This is a genomic window from Lewinella sp. LCG006, from assembly GCF_040784935.1.
Classification (GTDB): Bacteria; Bacteroidota; Bacteroidia; order Chitinophagales; family Saprospiraceae; genus Lewinella.
This window is the reverse complement of sequence record NZ_CP160680.1, coordinates 991,680-1,014,421: the sequence shown is the minus strand read 5'-3', so window position 1 is coordinate 1,014,421 and position 22,742 is coordinate 991,680. Positions and strand designations below refer to the sequence as shown.

Sequence of the window (22,742 nt, the reverse complement as noted above, 5' to 3'; positions counted from 1 at the left end):
TTAAGACCCAAACATCACCTTTACCAAGTTGTGCTTTACCTCAATATCGTCCTTGCGGTTGACAGCATCTTCGATAGCAGAAATAATTGATTCTACCGGGCGGAAATTGGTGAAGCGCCGATAGGCACTATAACTTTCTTCCTCCGATAGACGGGTCCACCACTTTGTTCTACCCCGACCTGTGGTGATCACCAGCATAAAGTTATCCCTCACCTGGCCATTCTCTTTGGCGGCAAAAGGCATAATTTCTTCCTGGATGAAAAGCCCAATGTTTTCATCTGTGAAGTCGGGGTGATCAGCGTATTTAGTAAGTAGTATTTTTTCAATAAACGACAGATGGAGCACAAGGAAATGACTACTGTTAATGATCCATTCCTTATGACCTTCCCAATGACCCAGCCAATCATTATTCCCTGCTTCTAGATTGCTCTCATCAAAAACGTGAAGCAACAGTTGATCGGCGAGGGTCTTACGTTTTTCGGGATCCCCTAGTCGATAATAAACCCGACTATCGAAAATACAGATACGGGTGGCAAGCACTTCGAAAAATTCAGCCATCCGGGCCTGTGCTTTTGTCGACAAGGGCTCGTTGGGGCTTAATGCCGCCTGGAAATATTTTACGTAAATTCCGTGGCTGCGGTAGCGTAGCAATTGCCGATTGTCGGAATCACCGCCGTGAGCGATGTGTAAATCTTGCACATTAGTGCTTTGGTCTTCTGTTGCTTGGGAGGGTAATTGCCAAACAGGATAATAGGTGAGGCAATTGTCTTGATCCGGTTGATAAATAAATTTACCAACGACCGCATTGTCTACAAATAGCCTAATGGTATTGTTTGCTTTGCCCATCCAGGCTTTCAGCCAGCATTGATAGGCGCCAACAATGGCTTCGTCGCCGGTTAATTCCTGGCTCAAACTACGGGTGATGACCCTTAGTACCCCCTTGGAACGGACTTTGTCAAAAAGGAGTTCTTGCAGCTTGGTACCTTGAGCCAAGAGACCTACGAATTTAAAACGTGCCAGGTTGTCCCAAACAAAATCAGTGTCTTCGGGGCCATGAACCCAGTGGATGTCGGCAGCTTTCCAGATATGGAAAAACTTTTTCAAATACCCTTCTTTGATCGCAAACCGATTGCGGATGGCGGCCCACTCTTCTGGTGCTTTAGCGTTGAACTCCACATCTGCGTGCATATTTTCCGCAGGGCTGACTACTGGAATGATCCAGGGGTAAAAGGCTTCGTCACGTTCGGTGTCCTCGCTACGGTCGCGTAATTCGTTACCGTCTCCGTTTTGGACATGGAGGAAGAAGTTGTTGAAAAGCATCCCTGCACATAACTTATCCTGTGAACTGCCTCCCAGGCGAGGTGCAAAGGAATCTTCATCCATGATACCTTTACTGAGGTTGGCGTGCCGGGTTTCTGGTAAAAGCTGCTCGCTCTTGGTCTGAAAATTGACCAAACCATTGAGCCAGATCCCGACAGAGTACAGTGACCTGTCACTGGATTGATCTATTCGCACGGGCTTTTCCTGGAAGCTAATGCAAAGCTCCAGGCCACCATTTTGCATTTGCCGAAGAGCGTCGCCTTTGAAATGCTTGACGTTGCGAATTTTATTTTCCAAAAGGGTAAAGAAAGCATGACGTCCAACGACTTCTCCAGGGAAAAATAGGCGGCAATTCTCCAGAGCTTCTTTAATGGCGATATAATCGTCGCCAGGAGCAACGAAGTCGCTCATCTCTTCCAACTCAGGGTAGGTTTCTATGTAAAGACAATCTTCTTCAGTGATAGGATAACCAAGTTTTCCTCCAGGATAGGTGGTAATATCCGGGCGTTTGTGCTTAAGGTCGACCTCAACAAAAATACCATCAACCAAAGGTTTTTTCCGGCGGTTTTCCGGCTGTGCTGGATGGATATCCTCCGCTTTGAACGGTTCGTAAACAATAACTCTAAATCGCAAACGATGAATGTCTTCCGATTTTGCGATCGTGCCCAAGTAAAGCGGGTTGTTGATGAAATCATTCCACAGCACATCAAAGGCTGTTGCTGATTCACCACCAAAATTATTGTCGCGGGCAATACCACTCCAGAAAGCACCCTTCTGCATCAAAAACTTGAGCAAGGGTTGAATTTCCCGAGCGAGGGGGCCGGAAAAATTGACCAGATCGTAATCAGGATCCGCATTACGGACGAAGGTCCCATTAACCCAAGGCTTGAGGAGCTCAAAAATGCGATCGCGATCGTAACCTTCTGGTAGGTAGGTTTTTATTATATCGTCAACTTCTTCTATTTCGTCGCGATGGATTTTCTGGAAAGAGCGAATATTTTCGGCACGTTGTTTAAACCACCAGTTGAGTGCCACCAAGCTATGCGCACTGACGTTGTGGGCAAAGGAGTCAATCATAATGGCCGTGATGGCCGCTTTCAGGTAAGGCCGATAGACTTTACTATGGATCACATCATCATTGAAGCGGATCCGTTTTTGGTAAAAACCGAGGTATTTACGGTAGTATTCTTTAAATTGTAAATCTCTGAGAATGGGATTCCTATTGATGTGTTGATAGAAATCTTCTTCCAGAGGCAAGAGAATTGCCTTGGATTTTTCCGGGTTACGGCCCACCAAATCCCATTCCAATACCTGGGTTTCCAACATAGCACTTGCGGAACGGATAAGCCCCCCAAGCGAACGCGTCCGTTTTAAGAGGTCGTCTTTTTTGGAGTAAACAAAGTGCATGATCCCATCGAATTCTCCAAACATGATCAGCGGAATAGAGACGTAGAGGTCTTCTTCAATATTAAAATACTCTTTAAGAATGTGGTATTCCGCTTGCTGCCGGGTGGTGGGCTTTTTGGGGTGGTCTTCTTCAAGGATAGAGGCAAAGTAGGATTTCAAAGTACCCATGCCTACATTCGGAATATCAGCAAATCCGTAAGAACCAGCACTGAAGGCCTGATACAATTGAGAACTTACTACCGCCGTATCACTATCAAGTGCCGTATGGTCCAGGTGATCCCAGTGCTCGTCAAGGTGAGGAAGCGGCTCCCGGAGGGTTAAATCACAAAGGAGGTCACGTTGCCGTCGAATCCCAGCATAAATCAATTGTACGTTGGAATAGCGATCAATAAAAGTCGTTCGCTCCCTAGGTAAGGCATTGATGAAAATAGTGAAAGGCCCCTGAAAGATGAATCCACTGGATATCATATTCAGACGATACTGTAACATATCGTAGAACTCATCAATCTGAGGAAAAGCGATGACCTCCCGCGGGGCCAACTGTTCAGGTCGAATAGTAGGCGCTTGCGTCATAAGGATGTATTTACTGATTCACTGTGGGCAATAGCATACCAAATGACATACGAACGTACCTCTAATCTGAACAATGGTGAGTTCGCAAAATAATACTCACTTTGTTCAGAATTGTACAGCCTAAAACGGATTTGGAATGTCCAAACCGCTTAGTTATTTGCATACCAATTAATATCCCAGTAAACAAATTTAAGTAATCTGTATGAGAAAACGGTAGTAAAATTGGAACGAGTGGCGAAAAATCAAATAGATTTTATTTTCAGAACCTTCAGTATATTATATCCCTGGCGGCTTTGGCAAAGTCAGCTAATGGGTATTTCCAGCCGGATGGTGCTGTAAGACCGTCGTTATTCGCGTTACCGCAGGTGGCGTTTCGGGGGTAAGTTCCCAAACTTTTTTCCACCAACCAGACGTGGGCGTTTGTTGTAAGGCCGTACGTTCTTTACGTAGTTGTAAAATCAATCGCTTGGTACGCTGGCGATAAAAGCCCTTACGATACACCTGATACGCTGGGTGATTGAGGCAAGGTGCCAGGAATTTATTCCAGTGCACAATTTCACAAGAATCAGCAAGGTATGCTGCTGCTTGATCATCGTGGGGGAGGTATGCCAAGGCTAATTCGGATAGAATCCGCGTGTTTTGTATAGATTTATAAAGGGCATTTGAAGATAACACTTCCGCAAAAGCGGCATCTTCAAAGGCTGCTGACCAGCGCATTTGCTTGTTCAGAAATTGAAGGAGCATACTATCTTTTTTCTCTGCTAAAAGAAAGAAGGTAGGTAAGGTGAGCGTTCCATTTCGTAAATCGCTGAAGTGATCCGCTGCAGTCTTGGTTTTAGTAGAGAGGCCAAAACGGCTGGGAATCCAGTCACTGTTATCGTTGACCAATTGCCGCATCAGACCGTAGCAAACGCTGAAGTTTAATACGGACTTCATTTTATTATTGGGAACCCGTAGTAATTGACCTAAAAGGCGACTGGCTTCTACGAAAAGACTAGCACAGGTAAGGTAAATACGGGCAAAGTAAATATCCAGTTGCACGTGAAGGATGGCTGGAAGGTCTGCTTTCAGTTTGTTTAAAAATGGCGCAACGGCAGTCAGGTTTAATTCATCAAGCCAAGCCGGTGGGAGGGTTTCTTTCCATGCTTGATGGCCTTGGTCAAAGGCCTGGTAAGTGTTGAATTGTTGTTCAAGGTATTGTCCTTGATCAACCTGTTCAAAGCACTTGCGGACAGCCTTGAGTGTAGTGTTTCGAGCCGAACGAGGTAGTTTTACGGAAATATAACGATAGAGCTGCTCTTTCAACAGATTGGCTGCCAGCATGTTTTCTGAAATCCGCTCCCTAGTGGTAACCCCCGATTTGCCATCGAGAATTTGGTTGTGGAGATATTGAATAGTAATGATCACTTCGAAAATAAAAGGAAGCTGGGCGCTGAATAAACGTTCATTGCGAGCATAAGGCAATACCGAGAAGACCGGGTTGGTATGCTTTAACCAGATGGCCGTTTTGGCTACGAAATAAGCACGAATGGGTGTGCCACTGAGTTTGTTTTGCAGCAAATCAGTGACCCAAGAACTAGCCGATAAGCCTGCTCCTAGTTGTTGAAAGCTGATAAACTCTTCCCTCACCAGATCGATTGTACGACACATATCCTTGTACCTGTCCACTACCATATCATTCAAAAAGGTTTGATTAATGCCGAAGCAGAAATACAGTTAACGTCAAGAGGTTCATCGTGAACCTTTTAACAAAGTTTGGTGCGAAATCCCTTCTTGAATGGACTAAGTGTTCGTTCTGGAGTGCTTGATCTGTATTGTGACTTTGTTCATACTGTTTTTGGGTAAATCTCACCGTAGGTTCTTAAAAACGACAGGGTTCTCTACAGTTTTCTATACGTTATTATCATTACCATTTCTGTGCCTAATCTTTTTGGCGAGCGACATGGATACTATCAAGTTATTGATATTGAGTTTTTTACAAATCAAATAAAAGAAAATTGTTATTTATAAAGCCCTCACCTTGAAAAAAGGAAAACTATAGACTTTCGGAAAAAAACGAAATTTTTCCGCTTGTTTGCGGAGGGGAGGAGGGTGTTAGCTTTTAGCTTTTCTCTTATATGCCAAAATATCAATTTCCCCCGTACACATCCGGTAGTCATCGGCTACATTGGAGGCAATGACCAGGAGGCGATCACCGACGAATTCTTCCAATAGATCGTGGTACCAGGTGATGCCTTGGGCGTCGAGGTTGGTGGTGGGTTCGTCGAGGAGGAGATAGTCGGCACGGGTGCAGCAGGCTAGGGCCAGTTTGAGGCGCTGTTTCATACCACTGGAAAATTGTGCGACGGGACGATGACGGGCGCGTTCCAGACCTAGGCGCTCAATAAGGCGCTCAATGGTCAAGCCTGGTAACAGCGGACGGAAGCGTTCATGGAAACGGATGGCTTCCAGGAGGGTGAATTCTTCAATGAGTTCAATGTAAGGTGCTGCGAAAGCCAAATGTTCGTATACTTCGGCTACGGGTACAGGCTTTTCCTGATAGCTATAGCGGATGGTGCCCTTACTGGGGGTAAGGTGCCCGGATAGCATTTTTAGTAAGGTTGATTTGCCAGAACCATTAGGCCCCGTGACAGCATAGCGACCACCGGGCATAAGATCAAGGTCTATTTGGCGTAGAATCCATTCGCGCCGGTAACGTTTCCCGACACCGACTAACTCAATCCTCATACAAGTCGCTTCCGTTGATCTGGTTAAACCCGCGCAGGATACCTGTCTTTTGGGAAGATCGAATAAACGTCAGGATGGCATCTTTTTCTTCACTTGGCCCGATAGAAGTTTCTACTACTTCCAGGGCATTAGAAAGATTGTAGCCTTTGACAAACATGATCCGGTAGATATCATGGATGTTGTTGATCTGGTCTGGAGAGAAGTTACGTCGTGAAAGGCCTACCTTATTTACACCTACATAACTCAGGGGCTCCCGAGCAGCACGCACGTAAGGAGGAACGCTTTTCCGTACGAGTGAGCCACCAGCAATAAAGCTGTGTTGCCCAATACGGGTAAACTGCTGCACTGCCGCCAAGCCTTCCAGTATTGCCCAATCTTCAATTTCTACGTGTCCTGCCAAGGTAACGTTGTTCGCCAAAATAACGTGATCCCCCAGGATACAATCGTGGGCAATATGCGCATAGGCCATCAAAAGGCAGTTTTTGCCTACGACCGTTTTATTAGCGTAAGAAGTGCCTCGGTTGATGGTGACGTATTCCCGGACGATGGTACCGTCGCCAATTTCAGCAGTGGTGATTTCGCCTTTAAATTTCAAGTCTTGCGGAGTGCCAGAAACGACAGCTCCGGGGTGGATTTGTACCCCTTTACCGATGCGTGCACCAGAAAAGATGGTCACATTAGGCCCGATCCAGGTATCATCACCGATGATAACGTCTTTGTCAATAAAGGTAAAAGGCCCAATGGTGACATTTTTACCTACTTGTGCTTCGGGATGCACAATGGTGTGTTCTTTGTAGCTACTATTCATCTCCAGGGCGCTTAACGATTTGAGCAGTCAATTCAGCTTCAGAAACGATCTTGTCGCCTACGTAAGCTGTTCCCTGCATTTGGCAAATACCACGGCGAATGGGGGCCATAAGTTCCATCTTAAAGAGTACTGTATCACCAGGTACTACTTTGTGCTTGAACTTGGCATTTTCAATCTTCATAAAGTAGGTGTCCCAGTTGCCAGGGTCTTCTACGGTCGACAAGGCCAATATCCCCCCCGTTTGTGCCATCGCTTCAATTTGAAGGACGCCAGGCATGACGGGGTTTTGAGGAAAATGCCCTTGGAAGAACTGTTCGTTAAAGGTAATGTTTTTTACACCAACTACCTTTTTTTCATCCAGTTCAATGATTTTATCCACCAACAGGAAGGGGTAGCGATGAGGGAGCCACTCTGCTATTTTTACCGAATCGAAAATAGGATCGATATTGGGGTCATACTTGGGCTTGCCCCTTAGTTTGCGTTGCTTGAGGAAACTTTGTTTCAGCAATTTAGTAAAAGCCACATTGGCTTTATGGCCTGGCTTGGTGGCTAAAATCCTCCCTTTTATCGGGCGGCCCAACAGGTTGGTATCTCCGATGACGTCCAGCAGTTTGTGGCGAGCAGGCTCGTTTTGGAAATGCAGCTTCAGGTTGTTGAGGATGCCCTTACCATCGAAAGCGACGCGGGGGCGACCTAATTTCTGCGCAAGCTTGTCGAGTTGCTCTTGAGGAACTTCCGTGTCGGCAATGACGATGGCATTGTCCAAATCTCCGCCTTTGATGAGATTGTGTTCAAACAACATCTCCAATTCACGTAGAAAGACAAAAGTGCGACAAGGTGCAATTTCCGTTTCGAAAGCAGCAATGTCCTGCAAAGTGGCGTACTGCTGGCCAAGCACTGGTGAGCCAAAATCGATCAGCGTAACAACTTCAAAACCATCGTGGGGCAGTGCCATCAATTCGGTACCGGTTGTCTCATCGCGGTAAACGATGGGCTCTTCCACGACAAAGTATTCTCGGTCCGCCTCTTGCTCTACGATGCCAGCCTTTTTCAGGGCTTCCACAAATTGGATAGCACTACCATCAAGGATGGGCACTTCAGGGCCGTTGATCTGGATCAGGACATTATCGACAGCTAAGCCGGCAAGCGCCGAAAGAACGTGTTCAACGGTGCTGATGCTGGCTTCCCCTGATTTAATGGTGGTACTACGGTCGGTACTTACGACCCGGCTGATATCGGCATGGACAACGGGTTCTCCCTCTAAATCCATCCGCTGAAACTTGATGCCATGATCGACACCTGCGGGTTGGAAAGTAAGTTTTACCGCCGAACCAGAATGCAGTCCAACGCCTTCAAGACTGGTGGCCTGCTGTATTGTTTGTTGCTTCATAAAAGTTTCTCCGCTGGAAATATCGCGCAAAGATAACTTTTTATTACTTATTCGTCGCGTTTACGCAAGGCTTCTAACTCCTGTTCTAGTCGATGAAGCTGTCGGTACAGCTCTGGCAGCTTCTTGAAAACGGCATAAGAACGGATATAATCGCGGTAGGGAATAGCTGGCGAGCCAAACCAGGCCTGATTCGGTTCGTCGATAGGGCCGGCGATACCACTCTGTGCCTGGATTTGCGTTCCATCGGCAATGTTGACGTGGCCTACAAAACCCACCTGCCCGCCAATCCGGCAGTGTTTGCCTATTTTAGTGCTGCCTGCTACACCCGTTTGCGCCGCAATAACGGTATGTGCGCCAATTTCGACGTTGTGCCCGATCTGTACCAAATTATCAAGTTTCACACCTTCGCCGATCCGCGTAACACCCATGGTCGCTCGGTCGATGGTACTATTGGCCCCAACATCTACGCGGTCACCCAAGACTACTTTGCCTACTTGGGGGACTTTTTGGTAAACGCCCTGTTCATTGGGCGCAAAGCCAAAACCATCACTGCCAATCACGACATTTGCGTGCAGAATACAGTGTTCCCCAATTTCGCATTGGTGCAAGACCCGCGCGCCAGGGAAGAGGATGCTTCCTGCCCCAATGCGCACGTTGGCCCCAACAAAGACTTGATCAAAAATGACCACATTGGGTCCAATAACTGCCCCTCGTTCGATCGTAGTGAATCGACCGATCACCGCCGAATCGGCTACCTCAGCGGTGGGGTCAATGTAGGCTTGGTCGGAAATACCTTCGGGGCGCCCCTGTACCGCTTGGTCGTAAAATGACAACAAGCGTGCAAACGACTCATAGACCTTTTCTACCCGAAGTAGGGTAGGCGTATAAGCCTCACGAGGAACAAAGTCTTTACTGACCACTACAATAGAAGCGGCAGTACTGTAAAGGTGCGCTTCGTATTTAGGGTTGGCCAAAAAACTTATTGATCCAGGCTCTCCCTCTTCGATCTTGGCGGGACGGTTAACTTTTACAGTTGCGTCACCTTCTATTTCGGCGCCGAGAATGCCGGCTAGTTCTTGTGCTGATAATTGCATAGCTACAAAGGTAGGAAGGCTTTGCTTTGTTACCAATAGAAAATGAACTAAGAAGCTTTGTTTTGTGTATATTTGCCGCAAAAAATTGAAAAGGGAAGTAAGGATAGGTACTAGAGGCAGTAAGCTTGCATTGTGGCAGGCCAATTATTTACAGGCCGAATTAACAAAAATAGGCTTGACCTCCAGTATCCATATTATCAAGACCAAAGGGGATGCTATTCAGGATCTTAGTTTTGATAAAATCGAAGGAAAAGGCTTTTTTACCAAAGAAATTGAAGATGCATTGTTGGGGGAACAGGTAGATTTGGCTGTCCATTCAATGAAAGATCTACCGACAACTTCTCCCGAAGGCTTGGTCATTACGGCTGTTTCTTATCGAGAAGACCCTACGGATTGGTTGATCGTCCGAAAAGAAGTGAGTGTCAAGCAAAAATTGTTACAGCTGCCTACTGGCGCAGTGGTGGGCACTTCTTCCGCACGGCGTAAAGCTCAATTGTTACACTTTCGTGCCGACTTGGCCTTGAAAGATATTCGTGGAAATGTGCCTACTCGAATCGACAAATTACGGCAAGGGCAATTTGATGCCATCGTCTTAGCTGGTGCTGGTATTACTCGCCTGGAGCTGGATTTGAGCGAGTTTGAAGTGATAAAATTTGACCCTAAAGAATTTATTCCGGCACCTGCACAAGGCGTTTTAGCCTTTCAGGTTCGGGAAAATGATAAAGAATTACGTCGCCAACTGCGAGCACTTCACCAGCAAGAAGTGGCAGATTGCACCAATGTTGAACGACGGGTATTACAATTACTGGATGGAGGTTGCCACTTGCCTTTGGGAGCTTATTGTACCAAAGATCACGCAGGAAATTACCATCTTTGGGCGGCCTATGCGGAATCAGCGGTGGCGCCCCTGAAGCAAATCAGCTTGTCTTCGAGTACTCGTTTTGAGTTGGCCGAGCAAGCCATACAATCGCTGAAAGGCTAATTTTTCAGCACAGCATGATTAAATTTTTAAAATAAGATAAAAGCTAGTAGCTAAAGTATGCAAAGTAAAATGACCAAAATCGGTGTCTTCTACGATGGGAATTATTTTTTACACGTAAGCAATTATTATAATTACGATCACCCACGACAAAGAAGATTAAGTATTACGGGATTACACAAGTTTATAAAACAAGAAGTAGCAGACCGGGAAAAGAGTTCTCCGGACCTTTGCCAAATTGTAGATGCTCACTATTTCCGCGGCCGCCTGAGTGCCCAGGAAGCGCATCAACGAGGAGCCGTACTTTACTGGGACCGTGTGTTTGACGATATTTTGATGTCAGCAGGAGTTACCACTCACTATTTGCCGCTGAAGAATACCAATGGCCGGCGAGAGGAAAAAGGAATTGACGTATGGCTGGCCTTAGAGGCTTATGAGAACGCGGTTTACAAACATTTTGATGTTCTGGTACTGATTGCCAGCGATGGCGATTTTTTGCCGCTGGTGCGCAAATTGAATACCATTGGAACCAGAGTGATGATCCTTTCGTGGGACTTTGAGTTTACCAATGATATGGGCAAGATGATGGTGACACGTACCTCCCAGGATTTGCTGGAAGAGGCTTCTTATCCGGTACCGATGCACGAAATTATTGACAACCGTCTGCGGCGTAATGATCCCTTGATCACCAATATATTTGTACCAGGAGAGAGCAAACGACGTAATCACCCCATCTTTGAAACAGAAGAAAGTGATGATTTGGAGCCTCGTGCAGAAGAATATGATGGCGACGTTGGTGAGGTTCACAGCAGTGAGATCCTAAGCCTTAAAAACGGGTACGGTTTCATCAAGTTTCCACCAAACAATCTTTTCTTCCATTATACGAGTGTAAAAGAATTAGATTTTAATGACCTACTGGTGGGAGATAAAGTAGAGTTTACTCTTGATAAAAACGAAGATAAGCAGTTCATCGCTACCAACGTTCAACTGATTGAAGCTGAAGATGCTGCGGCTCTTTTAGAAGAAGAATAGCTAGTCCAGTGCCACGGGTATTTCTTTCGCGAAAGCTAAAGCCAACAAGTCCTTTCCATCAGCTCCGTAAGGACGAAGGTTGGGAATTGGAGGCAAAGTCATTGCTTCAGTTTACGCCAGTAATCGTAGCGGAAATTCCCGTGGCTGATTGGCTGTTTTTCTACAGTGCTATGGGGGTCGACATGTTTTTTATGCAAAAACAACCTCGGCCGGAGCAAAAATTGGCTTGCTTAGGGAATGGTGCTGTTCGGGCTTTAGAGAAGCATGGGTTTTTCCCTGATTTCAAGGGGGATGGTAACCCGATCGCCACCGCGGAAGCATTTCGAAAAATTCTTCAACAAGAAAGTGTCCTCTTTGTGCAAGCTCGACAGTCTCGGGCTTCGGTTGCCACAATGCTGGGTGCTGAAGTGGCACATCAGTCGATTGTTGTTTATGATAATCAACCACTTACGTCGTTTGAATTGGCTCCTGCCGACTATTTGATTTTTACCAGTCCGCTCAATTTTCAAGCTTATCATCAGCGTTATAGCATACAGCCAGGACAAAGGATAATTGGCATTGGCCATACTACGGCTGAAACTTTTTCTGAGGCAAACGTAAAAGAGTACAGAATTGCCCATCAGCCTAGTGAGGCTTCCTTGCTAGCGTGCCTGCTGACTTGGGAGCAAATGGATCCCCTAACTAAGAAGTAATTTTGTTCTTATGAACTATTTTCGCTTACTCATTTTCTTAACCTTTCTTGGCTTGCTAACAACCGCCTGCCAGGATACCTCATCACAAATTGAAGTAGAGGAGACCACCTCTTCTGCTGAGGTGCCTGATTTTGATACTTTTTACCTGCAATTTCATTCGGATAGCCTTTATCAGTTGGCACATATTCAGTTTCCTTTGCAAGGGGTGTCTTCCCGGCCGGAAGATCATGGTGCAGGATTCCGTTGGGAAAAAGAAGACTGGCGGATGCACCGTAATTTTACCTCCAGCAGTGGTTTTACATCAGAATTTATCAGTCTGGGAGATGATTTGGTGATTGAAAATATAGTTCACCAAAATGGCCAGTATGGCATGGAGCGTCGGTTTTCTCGCTTGGGCGGAGACGAGTGGTACCTGATCTATTATGCGGCATTGCACCCGCTTTAAAAATTTATTTAGGGAATAAGTGCATCTTTTGGAAAATCATTATTCGTTTTTGGAACTATTTCGCTGGATTTCCGTAAATCTAATCTAACAAACCGTTCGACTAGCTTTTAGTGGCTCAACAGGCCAGGCAGTCAACCAGGTACCCAGGCAGTGCAAAAACGAAAACTAAATCACATGAAGAAGGTTGATCAAGAGGTCAGCTGTCCAAGCTGTGGATGGCACCCTGACGGAAAAAAACATTGGAAATGCCATTGTGGCCATACTTGGGATGTTTTTTCGACTGGCGGACGTTGTCCGGCTTGTCTTTACCACTGGGAAAAAACCCAGTGCGCTCCCAAAGCAGGAGGTTGCGATAGTATTTCACCACATCTGGATTGGTACGGAAACCTAGATAGCTGGCTGAGTAGTGAGCTTACTTTCCTACAAGTACCAGAAGAAAAACAGCGGCGGGGAAGCCGTGGCCTTTAAAGTAGTTGCTTTCTAGAAAGTGTACCACTGCCGAGGCTTTATGCAGGCAGTTGGTATTTTACCAGTTGCCTTTTTTATTGGAGTAAACCAATCAATACCTGGTAGTCGTCGAAATAAGCATCGGTCGTTTTCATTTCTAATAATTCTAAAAGGACTTCGCCATAATGGTCCTCTAGATCTTGGTGGGTATACTCACAACGTATTTCTACTTCGCCATTGTCCAACTGTTGTAGGCGCCACTGGTAGGTCGCATTAATTTTTTCCAGAAGTGCTTCGTAAATATCTTCGTGATCCAGCTCATCTGAAACAGGTTGGACGCCATTAAAAGCGCGGGTGTTTCGCACCAATAGACGCCCTTTTTCAATAATAAAGTAGGCGGTATGCGCCCAGCTAGTGGCTGGTTCCAGCAGTTTTGCGTACAGCGCCAATTGGATATCTTCGCCGCTGCTGAGGAGGTTGGTATAGCGTGTTTGCCCTCGCCATTTGAGGTCGATAATGGCCCTTTCTTCCCCCCTTTTTAGTACCAAGTCGGCACGGCCATTGATGGGCAATTCATTGATCGTTCCTTCTACAGTTGCTTCGGTGGCCAGCACTTCCCAGTTGTTTTCTTTGATCAGATGAATCAAACTCCAGGCTGCGTATTTCATTTGTTTGGTAAAGGCAATGCGTTCTGGTTCGCGGCCGTAGAGCAGCAAAGTGGCACCTTCCTTCTCGAGTAGCGGCGGAATCTCCCGCTGTATCCAGGCGTCTAGTTCTCCTTTTGACCAGCGGTAGAACGATTGCGCAAGCAATTTTTCGAGCAAGCGGTGGGCGAGGTTACCCAAGAGTCGATTGTCCTGCACAACACTAAGGATACTGGACTGTCGTAGTTTGATGTGGTGCCTGAATACCCACTGGTAAGGGTAGTAAAGTAAGCTGTCCAAGCTGGTGGGGGTTTCGGCTTCTCGTCTGCGAAGGCTATCTTTTATCCGCAGGAAAGGTTGGGGTTTAGGTAGCGGTTGAGGTTGTAGCGTAGTGAAGGTCGGCAATTGAAAAGCTGCCAACCAAGCGGGAGCAGTAGTGCCTTTGTCGAGATGAATACTAATACAGGAAAGATCTTCCCCAAAGGCCGCCATGAGGTCACCTAAAAGGGGATGCGGCGTGGCAGGCTGTCCTTCGCAAAAATCTGGTTGACAAAGGATCAGTTGCTTTTGTGTCCAAAGTAATGGGCGTTTTCGCTGAGCAACAAGGCGCTGATTTTGTTGATCGGGCTCTGCCAGTTGGATGCCCAGTTGTGCCAATTCCTGCAATTCCGCGGGATACCAGCGTGAAAAAAAGTAATCCGGCTCTCGCTCAAAAAAATCCCACCAAACGAGCTTGTCTACCGGTCCTACTACGGCTCCAGGTTGATGAACAAGTGGCAAGTGATGCGCCTCAGCCGCCTGGTATTCCAACGGAGCCGGTTCGTAAATGGTACGAACAATGCGTTCCAATTCCAGGTAGCCCAACTCGTCTTCTGGTAGTGCGGTGAGCAGTTCTACAATACGACGAGCCTGGGCCGATAGCACCAAGAGCGTAGCTGCGCCTTCTTCTTTGCCCAGGTTGGTGGCCCATTCCTGCAAGTGCGTGTAGATGGCCATGACCTCCTGCTTGGCCACCTTTTCCTGCCGACTGTCTGCCCGCTGGCGGTTGAACCAGAAGTCAAATTCGGCCCGGATGTTCGCTATTCGTTTGGAGCCATTAGGGCCCAAGCGTTGCGGGAGTTCTTTTTCGAAATAATCATTGATCATTCCGTACCAACGGCCGGAAAACAGTCCCGGTGTATCCGCCAGGAATGCAGCAATTCGTTGCCCCAATCCAGCATCAAGCGGCTTGACGGCCAGCGACACAAACTCCATGATTTTGTAAAGGTCCACAGGTTGCCACAAGAAAACCGGAGCCAATTTGAGCACCTGCAAACTGGGCCGCGCCAACGAAGCTGCGGGTACGCCCAAACTAGGGAGTCCTTCCAATGTGAAGGCACTATCGAGGGTGCGATTCGCCTGGGGGAGGAGTAAAGCGGGCTGGAAGGCGGTGTTTTCTCGCAATAATCGAGCGAGATAAGCCGCCAGGTGGGTCTCTCGAAACCCATTCATGAGAAGCAGGCTACCATCCCCCCGCAGAGGAGCAGGCTTGGGGAGTTCGCCGCGTAGGAAAGCCTGCCATTGCCCCAAGTCGGTGTCTACGTTCGGCGCGGGAAAATCTGCTACCTCCTGGATGTCCAGATGGTATTTGGTGAGGGTTTGGAAAAATCTTTGCCAAAAGGGGGGAAAAAGGTGCCGCTCATCGCAGAGGATCAGCTTATTTAGAAATGCAGGAATCCGTTCGGCTTGCGCCAAAACGGCTACCAGTCGATCCGCACGCCCTGGCAAGAGCTGAAAGGCATTGTCTTTGGCTTGGAACAAACACTCGATCTCCATCAACACGCGCAGGCGCTCCGATTGGATGTTGGTATTTCCAAGGTCGCATCCTGCAAGCAGCAGTTCGTCGCGACGGTCGAGCATACTGGCTGCCGTACCCATATCATCGGCCACAAAAGAAGCATTAAAAAACGCCTCAGGGTGATCCTGGAGATGATGTTTGAGTGCTTGCCGATACTGCTCGATGCGTAAATGCTCCACATTCTCTTCCGGCTGCCGCAGCCCCAGATGATCCTCTAGCCAAACAAGTAGTTGCTTGGGGCTGCAGTACATTTCTCCAACCATCAAATCTTGAGGAGCTGGAAGTACTTGGTCTTGAATAGCTAGGCCTAAGTGGATGCGCATAGGAGCGTTTTAAAACAGTTGTTTAATATTCAATACCCCCAATAATAATGCTATTTTCTTTAACAGCACTGGCGAACATAGACCTGATCGTAATAATTTGTTCTGCGATGGCACTCAATGAATTTACCTCAATGGGATAGGCGATTTTCTTGTTCATCATCTCAACTTTGAGCTTGTCAAGTTCATTGATGACATCGAAATTTTTTAATACATCGTACAATTCGGAAATCTCTTGTTCATTATGGTAGCGAATGCCGTCCTGCAAATATTCGTCTTCATAAAGCACAACCATGTTTTTCGGCATGAAAAGATTTACGGTTGGTTCTCTTCCAATAAAACCTCTTCCTAAAATATACATGATTGCGTCCCAGTTTTTATCAACGTCGAGGGCTTCAAGTATAGCTGAAGGGTGTTCTTCTAAAGTAAGTACTTCCTCAAAAGTAGCTTGATCAATTCTTTTCAGATGAGCGATTTGTCCCATGATTGGTTCTTTTTTTGTTTACAATAAAGGGATTTTTGCTTTTTCACCAACCCTTACGCCTTTACACCCTTCCAACCCTTACACTCTTCCAACTCTTCCACCCTTCCACTTTTACACCCTTCCAACCCTAGAGTTGTTCTGCTGGGGGCTGTTTTAGCGAAAGCGCTAAAATTTTATTCTGAACGAGGCAGATTTTGCAGCCGAATGCGGGCAATTCGGCGAAAAATCTAACGAAGTTCAGGATGAAATTTTTCGCTTGCAGCAAAACATGTCCCAGCATAACAACTCTCCTAATCCAACATCCGCCAACTCACCCCAAATCGTAGCGCCGACGAAGGCCAGGGATAAAACGCCGAGAGGAACAACCGCTGATCCGGTGCCCAGATCGTGGAGAGGTTCTCGCCCTTGATGAAGAAGCGGAAGGTAGACACTCGGAAGCTGAAGTAAGCATCTACATTGGGGAAGAAATCAACTTCCTGGCGGTTTTGTAGCTGGAATTGGGCGATAAAGGGATTATAATAATCGGGTTGGAAGGCAGTGGTGTAGCGCACATCCGCACCCAGTTGTACATTCAGTACCTTGAACCAAAGCCCGTTGTAAACCAGGCTGTGTTTGGCAAAGATGCCGGGCAGCCGCAGAAATTCCTCGTCGGTTTGTTGCAGGACGATGCGGTTGCGCAGACTGAAAGCACCAAAGCGGAAATCTTTTTGAGCCGAGAGCTGGAGGATACTTATTGGCGTACCCGTTTGTTGGGGCGCGGCGGTGCTATCAAAATAGATGAAGTTGTTGAGCAGGTGATAAGCTCCTCCCAGTTCGATGCCAATCGATTCAAGACGATAAGTAGCAGCGAGTTTGGTAGCTACGGTTTTGTTGAAATTGCGGCGATAGAGTTCTTGCTGGGTCAGTAAAAAACGACTTTCCAGCAGGGTAGGAGCGTAGAGTTGGTTGCGCACTTCGAGACGGAGCAGCCCTGCTTTTTTCAAGTCGACATCCAGGTTGCCTTTGATGCGGAAGTCGCCGGCTTGGTCCCACAGTGCGAGCAGGCCTTCCAACTGTAAGCGCAGGCGATCGCCCGGGCGGAGGCCTATTTTTCCCGTAAGGAGCAAATTATTCACCACGGTATCTCCGGGTTCCATTTGCACATTGTTATATCGGTGGGTAAGGCCCACTTCTATCAGGTCTTTTTGTTGGCGTAAGCGGTTGCCCGTTGCCAAGCGGTAGGTGCTCAGACGAAAACTGTTCTCCACCGAACGTTGCTCCACGTAGTAGCGTGCGCCGCGAACATCCAGTAATAAACTAGGGAAGCGTTGGTAGAAAGTCGTATCGGAGGTATTGAAAGCATCGGCGAAGCGATACGTATTTTTATCGTAATCAAACTGGTGAGAAAGCGTAAACGCCCGGCGGGAGCGACCCGTAGAATCTACCTGTCCACCAAAACGGTAGTATTGGGTGTACATCACTTCGCGCAAAGCAGAACGGCTTTGGGCATCGGTGAGAAAAACCTGGGCGGTAGCGGGCGAGTCAAATTCGCCATCCGTTTCCGGGAGCGTGAGGATGCCACCATTTTCTTCGGCGTTGGTCGTGTTGGCAGCATAACTGAGGAAACCATCATAGCGCCCCCCCTTGCTGTGCAGCCAAAAGCCAGTGGCGAGGGCTCGCGTTTGGTTGCGTTGGTTGGGGTACTGGCTACCCGAGGCTTCTTGGGTGATGGCGCGATAATCCAAGGCATAATTGATGCCGTTGGCGAAATTGCGACTGAATTTGGCACTGATAACGTTGTCCTGCTGCTCCGAGCCTTGTACAAATTGTAGGTCTGTGTAAGGGCGCTCCAGGCGGTAATAGGGCATGCTTCTCCCCGTGACATAATAAAGGTCGTACTGGTTCCAGCCCAAACTGAATCCACCTCGGTCCTCACCCTGGTAGACCAAGGGCTGATGGGCAGAACCAAGAATACCTAGATTGGCATAATCGTCGGACCGCTGCCGGGTAGGATCAAATTGGTGGAAGGTCGTAAGTAAGGAATCGTCGTAGGGGCGTTCCTCGTTGGGGTTGTCTACCTGGAAAATAAAAATGCCAAAAGTGTCGGGTGCGCTTTCGCGTTGGTCACCACCCCGGCGGTTATTGGGCGTATTGCCTCCTCCTGATTGGTTAGGAAAAGTAGAAGTAGGCCGCTGTGCCTGTACACCCAAGGAGAGCATACAAAATAAGACGAATAATCGCAGCGGCAACAAGTCGGTAAAAGACACGCTCATTTGGTAGTAATATCAAGTACAACGCGCAAGTTACGAACTCATTGCTGCAGTGAAGGATGTTAAGGGCTAATTTACGCGAGATTTTAGGGGAGCCTGGGCTTGCGGTGTTTTACTGCTCTCTTTTTTGAACCACTAAGGGCACAAAGGACGTTCCGTAGGGCAGGGTTTCATACCCTGCGTGAAGGAGCAGCGGACAGCCTGGTGCCGATCGCACGGCCCCGGAAGCCTAATGCTGTACAATCACCTTCTGAGTCATCTGCCACTCCTTGGCCTGAATATCCAACAGGTACATGCCGTTGGGTAAGTTGGGCAAATCTAGCGAAGTACTGCCCGCATTGAGGCTGGTCGTGTTGAAAGTATGCATCACCTGTCCACTTAAGTTCAGGAGGCGCAACTGGGCTTCGGTCGTCGTTGCATTTTGAGGCAAGCGCAGGTGGAGCGCACTAGAAGCGGGCTGAGGGAAGATGCCAATCTCGTTCACCCAGGTTGGTGTTTCGGTATTGTTGATGATGCCGCAATTGATGACGCTTTCGGCCTGTTGGTAGCACTCGGTTTCAGGGCCGCGCAGCACAAAGAGGCCACGTTGCATATCGGAAACCAGAATGTTGCCGGAAGGCAAAAACGGGTAAACACCCCAAGCTCCGCGGTAGTTGTTGTCGAATACCCAGTCGGAAGTATCATAAAAATAAGCAGGGACAGGGCTGGCGGGATCACTAATGTCATAAACCATGAGCCCGTCATAGTAATAAGAGACGTAGAGGTAGTTGCAAGCTACTATCTGGTTGTGCGGAATGGTTTGTGATAAATCAGCATTGGGGGCAGCCAATACCGCAATATCTAGCATGTCCGTAGGGTCGCTTACATCAATGACTTTGATAGGGTAGCCGTGGTTCTCGTCGCCTAGATAGTAATAGTTTCCATCGTTGCTGGGCCAGCCTGAATGGTTATAGCCAGAGAAGGAGTAATCTTGCATGATGCCCAAGGTTTGTGGGGCCATCGGGTCGGTAAAGTCCACCATGGCAAAGCCATTGTAACCACAATTGAGGTAGGCCAACCCATTGTGGATGTAAGCATCGTGAACGTGACTTGCCGAAAGCCCGCCAAAATTGGAGTATTCCGCCAGGTACACGGGGGTGGTAGGCTCGCTGATATCGTAAATGCGCAAGGCCGACCCTCCGGCTTCCCCGCCAAAAGCGGCTAGGCAGTAGAGTTTCGCCTGTAGGCTGTCGATAAAGATATTGTGTGACTGTTGCAAGGTCTCTCCACTGTCATAAACCACGGTCACCGAATCGGGAAGCGTGCTGATGTCGATGATTTGCAGGGTGCTGTTCACCCCTTCATCCGCTACTGCGTAGAGGTAGCAGCCATAGTGATGGTAGTCGCGGTGAATAATCGAAGGTCCAGAGGTGCCACCGGCGACAAAAGCCATCTGGCGAATATCGTTAGGGAAGGTCACGTCCAAAAAGTGAGTGCCTGCCGTAGAGCCGATGACCGCGTATTCTCGCCCACCAAGAGCCAGCCCCCAAACTTCGTTGTAAGTATTGTCGTAAGCCGAGGAACCAACGAGATTAGGATCATCCCAATTACCCAACAGGGTCGCCTCCTGAAGTTCTACCTGAGCAGTGAGGGTAAGCGTGAGGGCAAGGCCCAAGAGTATAAATACAGTTCGCATAGCGGAAAAGATGTTTTGTTTTAGTTGGCCTTTGGGTAGAAGCCCAGCACTGGCTCGCGAAGATAAGAAATGCTCCTTTTTAAGACTGACCAATCAGCTCTTTTGCATTCTCCAAGGCAGAACTACTTGGTGGATTCTGGCTGAGCATCACTGCCAAGGCCCGCACCCGCTCTTCTTTAGCCAATTGCCGTACTTTGGTCATCGTGCGATCACCGTCTTCTTTTTTATAGACGAACAAGTGCTCATCTGCCCGGGCGGCTACTTGCGGCGAATGGGTGATGACAACGACTTGGTGGTGATTGCTGAGCTTGCGCAAGATGTAGCCCATTTTGAGCGCTACATCACCGGAGACGCCCGCGTCGATTTCGTCAAAAATCAGGGTGGGCAGTGCCATTGCGCTGGCTACTAGTGATTTAGTTACCAGGGTCAGGCGCGATAATTCGCCCCCCGAAGCGACATTCTTAATCGGCTTAGGTGCGCTACCTTTGTTGGCCGAAAACAAAAACTGCACTTCATCGAGCCCTGTTGAGCTAAGTTCTTCCAAGGGCTGGATATCTACCACCAGCTGTGCTGCTGGCATTGCCAAGTCTGCGAGTGTAGTAGCTACTTCCTGGGCAAAAGCAGGAGCGACGGCCTGGCGCTTTTTACTCAACTCCTGGGCCTGTTGGCGCAGTTTTTTCTCGGCTGCTGCTACTTGCTTGGTGAGTTGGTCGATCTGCTCGTCAACGTTTTCAAAAAGACTCAAATCCTGCTGCAATGCTTCCTGAATGTCCAGCAGTTCTCCAATGGTGGTTACGTGGTGCTTTTTCTGCAAACGGTAGATCATGTCCAAACGGGCCTGCATCTCCTGGATGCGTTCGGGATCGTAGTCGGTCGCTTCCGCATGGCGTTCCAGCGCGGTGCCAATATCGTTGAGTTCTTCGGTGAGAACCAGGAGACGTTCCTGTAAATTGGCTACAACGGGGTCTACTTTAGCAGAGCTAAATAAAGACTGGGTCAGGGTCTGCATCTGGTCAACAATCGATACTTCGCTTTCGCACAAAAACTGGAACGCTTCGGCGCTTGAGCGCTTGGTGTCTTCGGCATTGCTGAGGCTGGCGAAGTCCGTCTCCAGGCTTTCCTGCTCGTCGGCCAACAGCTCAGCTTCTTGTAGTTCTGTCAATTGGAAACGTTTGAATTCCAGTTCCTGATTTGCACTTGCGTTTTGGTTGCGCAGTTGCTCCAGGCGATTTTTGGTACGGGTGTAGGTGCGGTATTCTTCTTGGTAGCCCTGTAGAAGAGCCTTGTTTTCGGCCAGTGCATCGAGCAACCTCAACTGAAAACCCATCTGGTGAATATCCAGGGTGTCAAATTGTTGGTGCAGGTCAATCAGTACCGCACTCAAGCTTTGCAGTACTTTCAGGTTGGCAGGCGTATCGTTGATGAATGCTCGGCTTTTACCGCTCGGCGTGATTTCGCGCCGAATAATAAGCTCGTCTTCGTAGTCCAGGTCGTTTTCTGTAAAGAAATCCCGCAGGCCATAAGCCCCTACTTTAAACCGACCTTCAATCACACATTTTGTGGTAGGATCGTAGAGAGCTTTGGTATCGGCCCTCTCACCCATGATCAAACCAAGAGCACCTAGAATGATCGACTTTCCCGCACCGGTCTCACCAGTGATAATGGTCAGGCCTTTGGGAAAAGAGATATTGAGTGTCTCAATGAGGGCGTAATTTTGAATGTGCAAGCTTTGAATCATACTCCAGTACTGGCTTGGTGTGTAATCTCGACAAAAGTAAAGCTTTTAAGACATTTATAGGCTTTTTCTAAGGTTCTTAAAATTTTTTGTTGGTCAATTGCCCGAATTGTCTTTTCTTGCCTTTCGGTTTAATAAGAGGTACAGGATCAACTCCAGACTCCACACCAAATGTAAGAAACAGTACAAAAACAAATGGTCGGTTTGTTTTTTGCGCAATACTAAATAATATGACCGGTTTTTCTCGCAGACTCTTTGCTGCGTTTTGTCTCTTTTTGGTCTTTTTTCTGAGCAATTGTTCTGCTGATGGCCATCCCCGTGGTTGGCAGCCGCTGGATTTATTATCCTATGGGGTGTCGGTTTCTGTTTTGGCACCTCCTGATGCGGTTGTAAAAGTAGGCAACTTGAAATCGGCCCTGGTAAGTGACCTTACCATCAAAGGAGGCAGCGATTACAGCATCCAGTTGTTTTATGGGCCCGCCATCACCAATGATATTGCTCGCCTCAAAAATGAGCAATTGGAGAATGTGCGTGGCAACCGCTATTTCAATAAGATCATCAAGGAAGAAGTAGCCGGATTCATCTATCAGTCCATGATCGACAGTATCGCCACCTACGGTTTCCGTTTTGTAAAACTACAAGGCGACCAGGAACTCAATTTCCAGACCGGCCTGGGCGCACTGTTTACCCTTGAAGATGTACAGTTGATGTACGAGGCGGTGAAGTAGGGGGATGGTTTGATAGTTGATGGTTTTGGGGCCTACCCTCCTAGGGATTGCACAAAAACAAATGGAACCTTCGTTTTTTCAATAGATGGCTAAGCGTTTCATTTCAAGCGTGTCAGCTATTGGAAAAACTTCAGAGAAGGTTCCATTTGTTTTTTG

At 47.7% G+C, this 22,742-nt stretch carries 17 protein-coding genes; 6 read left to right on the top strand and 11 right to left on the bottom strand.

What is annotated here, in order from left to right:
- The 6 genes from AB0L18_RS03445 to lpxD all read right to left on the bottom strand — a co-directional run bounded on the left by AB0L18_RS03445 (nucleotide 1) and on the right by lpxD (nucleotide 9,319).
- Nucleotides 1-3,300 carry a hypothetical protein gene (locus AB0L18_RS03445; RefSeq protein ID WP_367391183.1) on the bottom strand — a complete coding sequence of 1,100 codons (3,300 nt, stop codon included), beginning with the start codon at nucleotides 3,298-3,300 and terminating at the stop codon, nucleotides 1-3.
- A gap of 306 nt (nucleotides 3,301-3,606) precedes the next feature.
- Nucleotides 3,607-4,950, bottom strand: coding sequence for a hypothetical protein (locus AB0L18_RS03440; RefSeq protein WP_367391182.1), 1,344 nt, complete (start codon nucleotides 4,948-4,950; stop codon nucleotides 3,607-3,609).
- Between the two features lie 444 nt (nucleotides 4,951-5,394).
- The gene (locus tag AB0L18_RS03435) at nucleotides 5,395-6,027 is read right to left on the bottom strand and encodes an ATP-binding cassette domain-containing protein (RefSeq protein ID WP_367391181.1); all 633 of its coding nucleotides are present in this window, start codon (nucleotides 6,025-6,027) and stop codon (nucleotides 5,395-5,397) included.
- Nucleotides 6,017-6,835: an acyl-ACP--UDP-N-acetylglucosamine O-acyltransferase gene (gene lpxA, locus AB0L18_RS03430; RefSeq protein WP_367391180.1), complete on the bottom strand. Its 819-nt coding sequence runs from the start codon at nucleotides 6,833-6,835 to the stop codon at nucleotides 6,017-6,019. The genes AB0L18_RS03435 and lpxA overlap by 11 nt, the downstream gene beginning before the upstream one ends.
- On the bottom strand, nucleotides 6,828-8,225 hold the full coding sequence (locus tag AB0L18_RS03425) for a bifunctional UDP-3-O-[3-hydroxymyristoyl] N-acetylglucosamine deacetylase/3-hydroxyacyl-ACP dehydratase (RefSeq protein ID WP_367391179.1): 1,398 nt from the start codon (nucleotides 8,223-8,225) through the stop codon (nucleotides 6,828-6,830). Before AB0L18_RS03425 ends, lpxA begins: the two co-directional genes overlap by 8 nt.
- A 47-nt stretch (nucleotides 8,226-8,272) precedes the next feature.
- On the bottom strand, nucleotides 8,273-9,319 hold the full coding sequence (gene lpxD / locus AB0L18_RS03420; protein WP_367391178.1) for a UDP-3-O-(3-hydroxymyristoyl)glucosamine N-acyltransferase: 1,047 nt from the start codon (nucleotides 9,317-9,319) through the stop codon (nucleotides 8,273-8,275).
- Between the two features lie 85 nt (nucleotides 9,320-9,404).
- Here lpxD and hemC point away from each other — a divergent pair, with 85 nt between their 5' ends.
- The 5 genes from hemC to AB0L18_RS03395 all read left to right on the top strand — a co-directional run bounded on the left by hemC (nucleotide 9,405) and on the right by AB0L18_RS03395 (nucleotide 12,935).
- Nucleotides 9,405-10,301, top strand: coding sequence for a hydroxymethylbilane synthase (gene hemC / locus AB0L18_RS03415; protein WP_367391177.1), 897 nt, complete (start codon nucleotides 9,405-9,407; stop codon nucleotides 10,299-10,301).
- A gap of 57 nt (nucleotides 10,302-10,358) precedes the next feature.
- Entirely contained in the window at nucleotides 10,359-11,330 is a 972-nt protein-coding gene (locus AB0L18_RS03410) for an NYN domain-containing protein (protein ID WP_367391176.1), read from the top strand.
- A gap of 8 nt (nucleotides 11,331-11,338) precedes the next feature.
- Complete coding sequence (locus AB0L18_RS03405) at nucleotides 11,339-12,022, top strand: uroporphyrinogen-III synthase (RefSeq protein ID WP_367391175.1); 684 nt, start codon at nucleotides 11,339-11,341, stop codon at nucleotides 12,020-12,022.
- Between the two features lie 10 nt (nucleotides 12,023-12,032).
- Entirely contained in the window at nucleotides 12,033-12,467 is a 435-nt protein-coding gene (locus tag AB0L18_RS03400; protein ID WP_367391174.1) for a hypothetical protein, read from the top strand.
- A gap of 174 nt (nucleotides 12,468-12,641) precedes the next feature.
- Nucleotides 12,642-12,935 carry a hypothetical protein gene (locus AB0L18_RS03395; protein WP_367391173.1) on the top strand — a complete coding sequence of 98 codons (294 nt, stop codon included), beginning with the start codon at nucleotides 12,642-12,644 and terminating at the stop codon, nucleotides 12,933-12,935.
- Nucleotides 12,936-13,009: 74 nt separating this feature from the next.
- Here the strand turns inward: AB0L18_RS03395 and AB0L18_RS03390 are convergent, their stop codons facing one another.
- From AB0L18_RS03390 to recN, 5 genes are all read right to left on the bottom strand, one after another.
- Nucleotides 13,010-15,718, bottom strand: a complete 2,709-nt coding sequence (locus AB0L18_RS03390; RefSeq protein WP_367391172.1) for a RecB family exonuclease — start codon at nucleotides 15,716-15,718, stop codon at nucleotides 13,010-13,012.
- Between the two features lie 22 nt (nucleotides 15,719-15,740).
- Nucleotides 15,741-16,199 (bottom strand): DUF1877 family protein, encoded by a 459-nt coding sequence (locus tag AB0L18_RS03385; protein WP_367391171.1) that lies wholly within the window; start codon nucleotides 16,197-16,199, stop codon nucleotides 15,741-15,743.
- Between the two features lie 290 nt (nucleotides 16,200-16,489).
- Nucleotides 16,490-18,451, bottom strand: a complete 1,962-nt coding sequence (locus AB0L18_RS03380) for a putative porin (RefSeq protein WP_367391170.1) — start codon at nucleotides 18,449-18,451, stop codon at nucleotides 16,490-16,492.
- Between the two features lie 226 nt (nucleotides 18,452-18,677).
- A complete protein-coding gene (locus AB0L18_RS03375) occupies nucleotides 18,678-20,123 on the bottom strand; it encodes a choice-of-anchor B family protein (RefSeq protein WP_367391169.1) in 1,446 nt (481 codons plus the stop codon).
- Nucleotides 20,124-20,202: 79 nt separating this feature from the next.
- Nucleotides 20,203-21,861: a DNA repair protein RecN gene (gene recN / locus AB0L18_RS03370; protein ID WP_367391168.1), complete on the bottom strand. Its 1,659-nt coding sequence runs from the start codon at nucleotides 21,859-21,861 to the stop codon at nucleotides 20,203-20,205.
- 227 nt (nucleotides 21,862-22,088) lie between these two features.
- Here recN and AB0L18_RS03365 point away from each other — a divergent pair, with 227 nt between their 5' ends.
- A complete protein-coding gene (locus tag AB0L18_RS03365) occupies nucleotides 22,089-22,586 on the top strand; it encodes a hypothetical protein (RefSeq protein ID WP_367391167.1) in 498 nt (165 codons plus the stop codon).
- The last annotated feature ends 156 nt before the right edge of the window (nucleotides 22,587-22,742 follow it).

Bases quoted from the DNA above. Each gene is read 5' to 3' on its own strand.
- AB0L18_RS03445 (WP_367391183.1), bottom strand. From the start codon at position 3,300: ATGACGCAAGCGCCTACTATTCGACCTGAACAGTTGGCCCCGCGGGAG.
- AB0L18_RS03440 (WP_367391182.1), bottom strand. From the start codon at position 4,950: ATGTGTCGTACAATCGATCTGGTGAGGGAAGAGTTTATCAGCTTTCAA.
- AB0L18_RS03435 (WP_367391181.1), bottom strand. From the start codon at position 6,027: ATGAGGATTGAGTTAGTCGGTGTCGGGAAACGTTACCGGCGCGAATGG.
- lpxA (WP_367391180.1), bottom strand. From the start codon at position 6,835: ATGAATAGTAGCTACAAAGAACACACCATTGTGCATCCCGAAGCACAA.
- AB0L18_RS03425 (WP_367391179.1), bottom strand. From the start codon at position 8,225: ATGAAGCAACAAACAATACAGCAGGCCACCAGTCTTGAAGGCGTTGGA.
- lpxD (WP_367391178.1), bottom strand. From the start codon at position 9,319: ATGCAATTATCAGCACAAGAACTAGCCGGCATTCTCGGCGCCGAAATA.
- AB0L18_RS03410 (WP_367391176.1), top strand. From the start codon at position 10,359: ATGCAAAGTAAAATGACCAAAATCGGTGTCTTCTACGATGGGAATTAT.
- AB0L18_RS03400 (WP_367391174.1), top strand. From the start codon at position 12,033: ATGAACTATTTTCGCTTACTCATTTTCTTAACCTTTCTTGGCTTGCTA.
- AB0L18_RS03395 (WP_367391173.1), top strand. From the start codon at position 12,642: ATGAAGAAGGTTGATCAAGAGGTCAGCTGTCCAAGCTGTGGATGGCAC.
- AB0L18_RS03390 (WP_367391172.1), bottom strand. From the start codon at position 15,718: ATGCGCATCCACTTAGGCCTAGCTATTCAAGACCAAGTACTTCCAGCT.
- AB0L18_RS03385 (WP_367391171.1), bottom strand. From the start codon at position 16,199: ATGGGACAAATCGCTCATCTGAAAAGAATTGATCAAGCTACTTTTGAG.
- AB0L18_RS03380 (WP_367391170.1), bottom strand. From the start codon at position 18,451: ATGAGCGTGTCTTTTACCGACTTGTTGCCGCTGCGATTATTCGTCTTA.
- AB0L18_RS03375 (WP_367391169.1), bottom strand. From the start codon at position 20,123: ATGCGAACTGTATTTATACTCTTGGGCCTTGCCCTCACGCTTACCCTC.
- recN (WP_367391168.1), bottom strand. From the start codon at position 21,861: ATGATTCAAAGCTTGCACATTCAAAATTACGCCCTCATTGAGACACTC.
- AB0L18_RS03365 (WP_367391167.1), top strand. From the start codon at position 22,089: ATGACCGGTTTTTCTCGCAGACTCTTTGCTGCGTTTTGTCTCTTTTTG.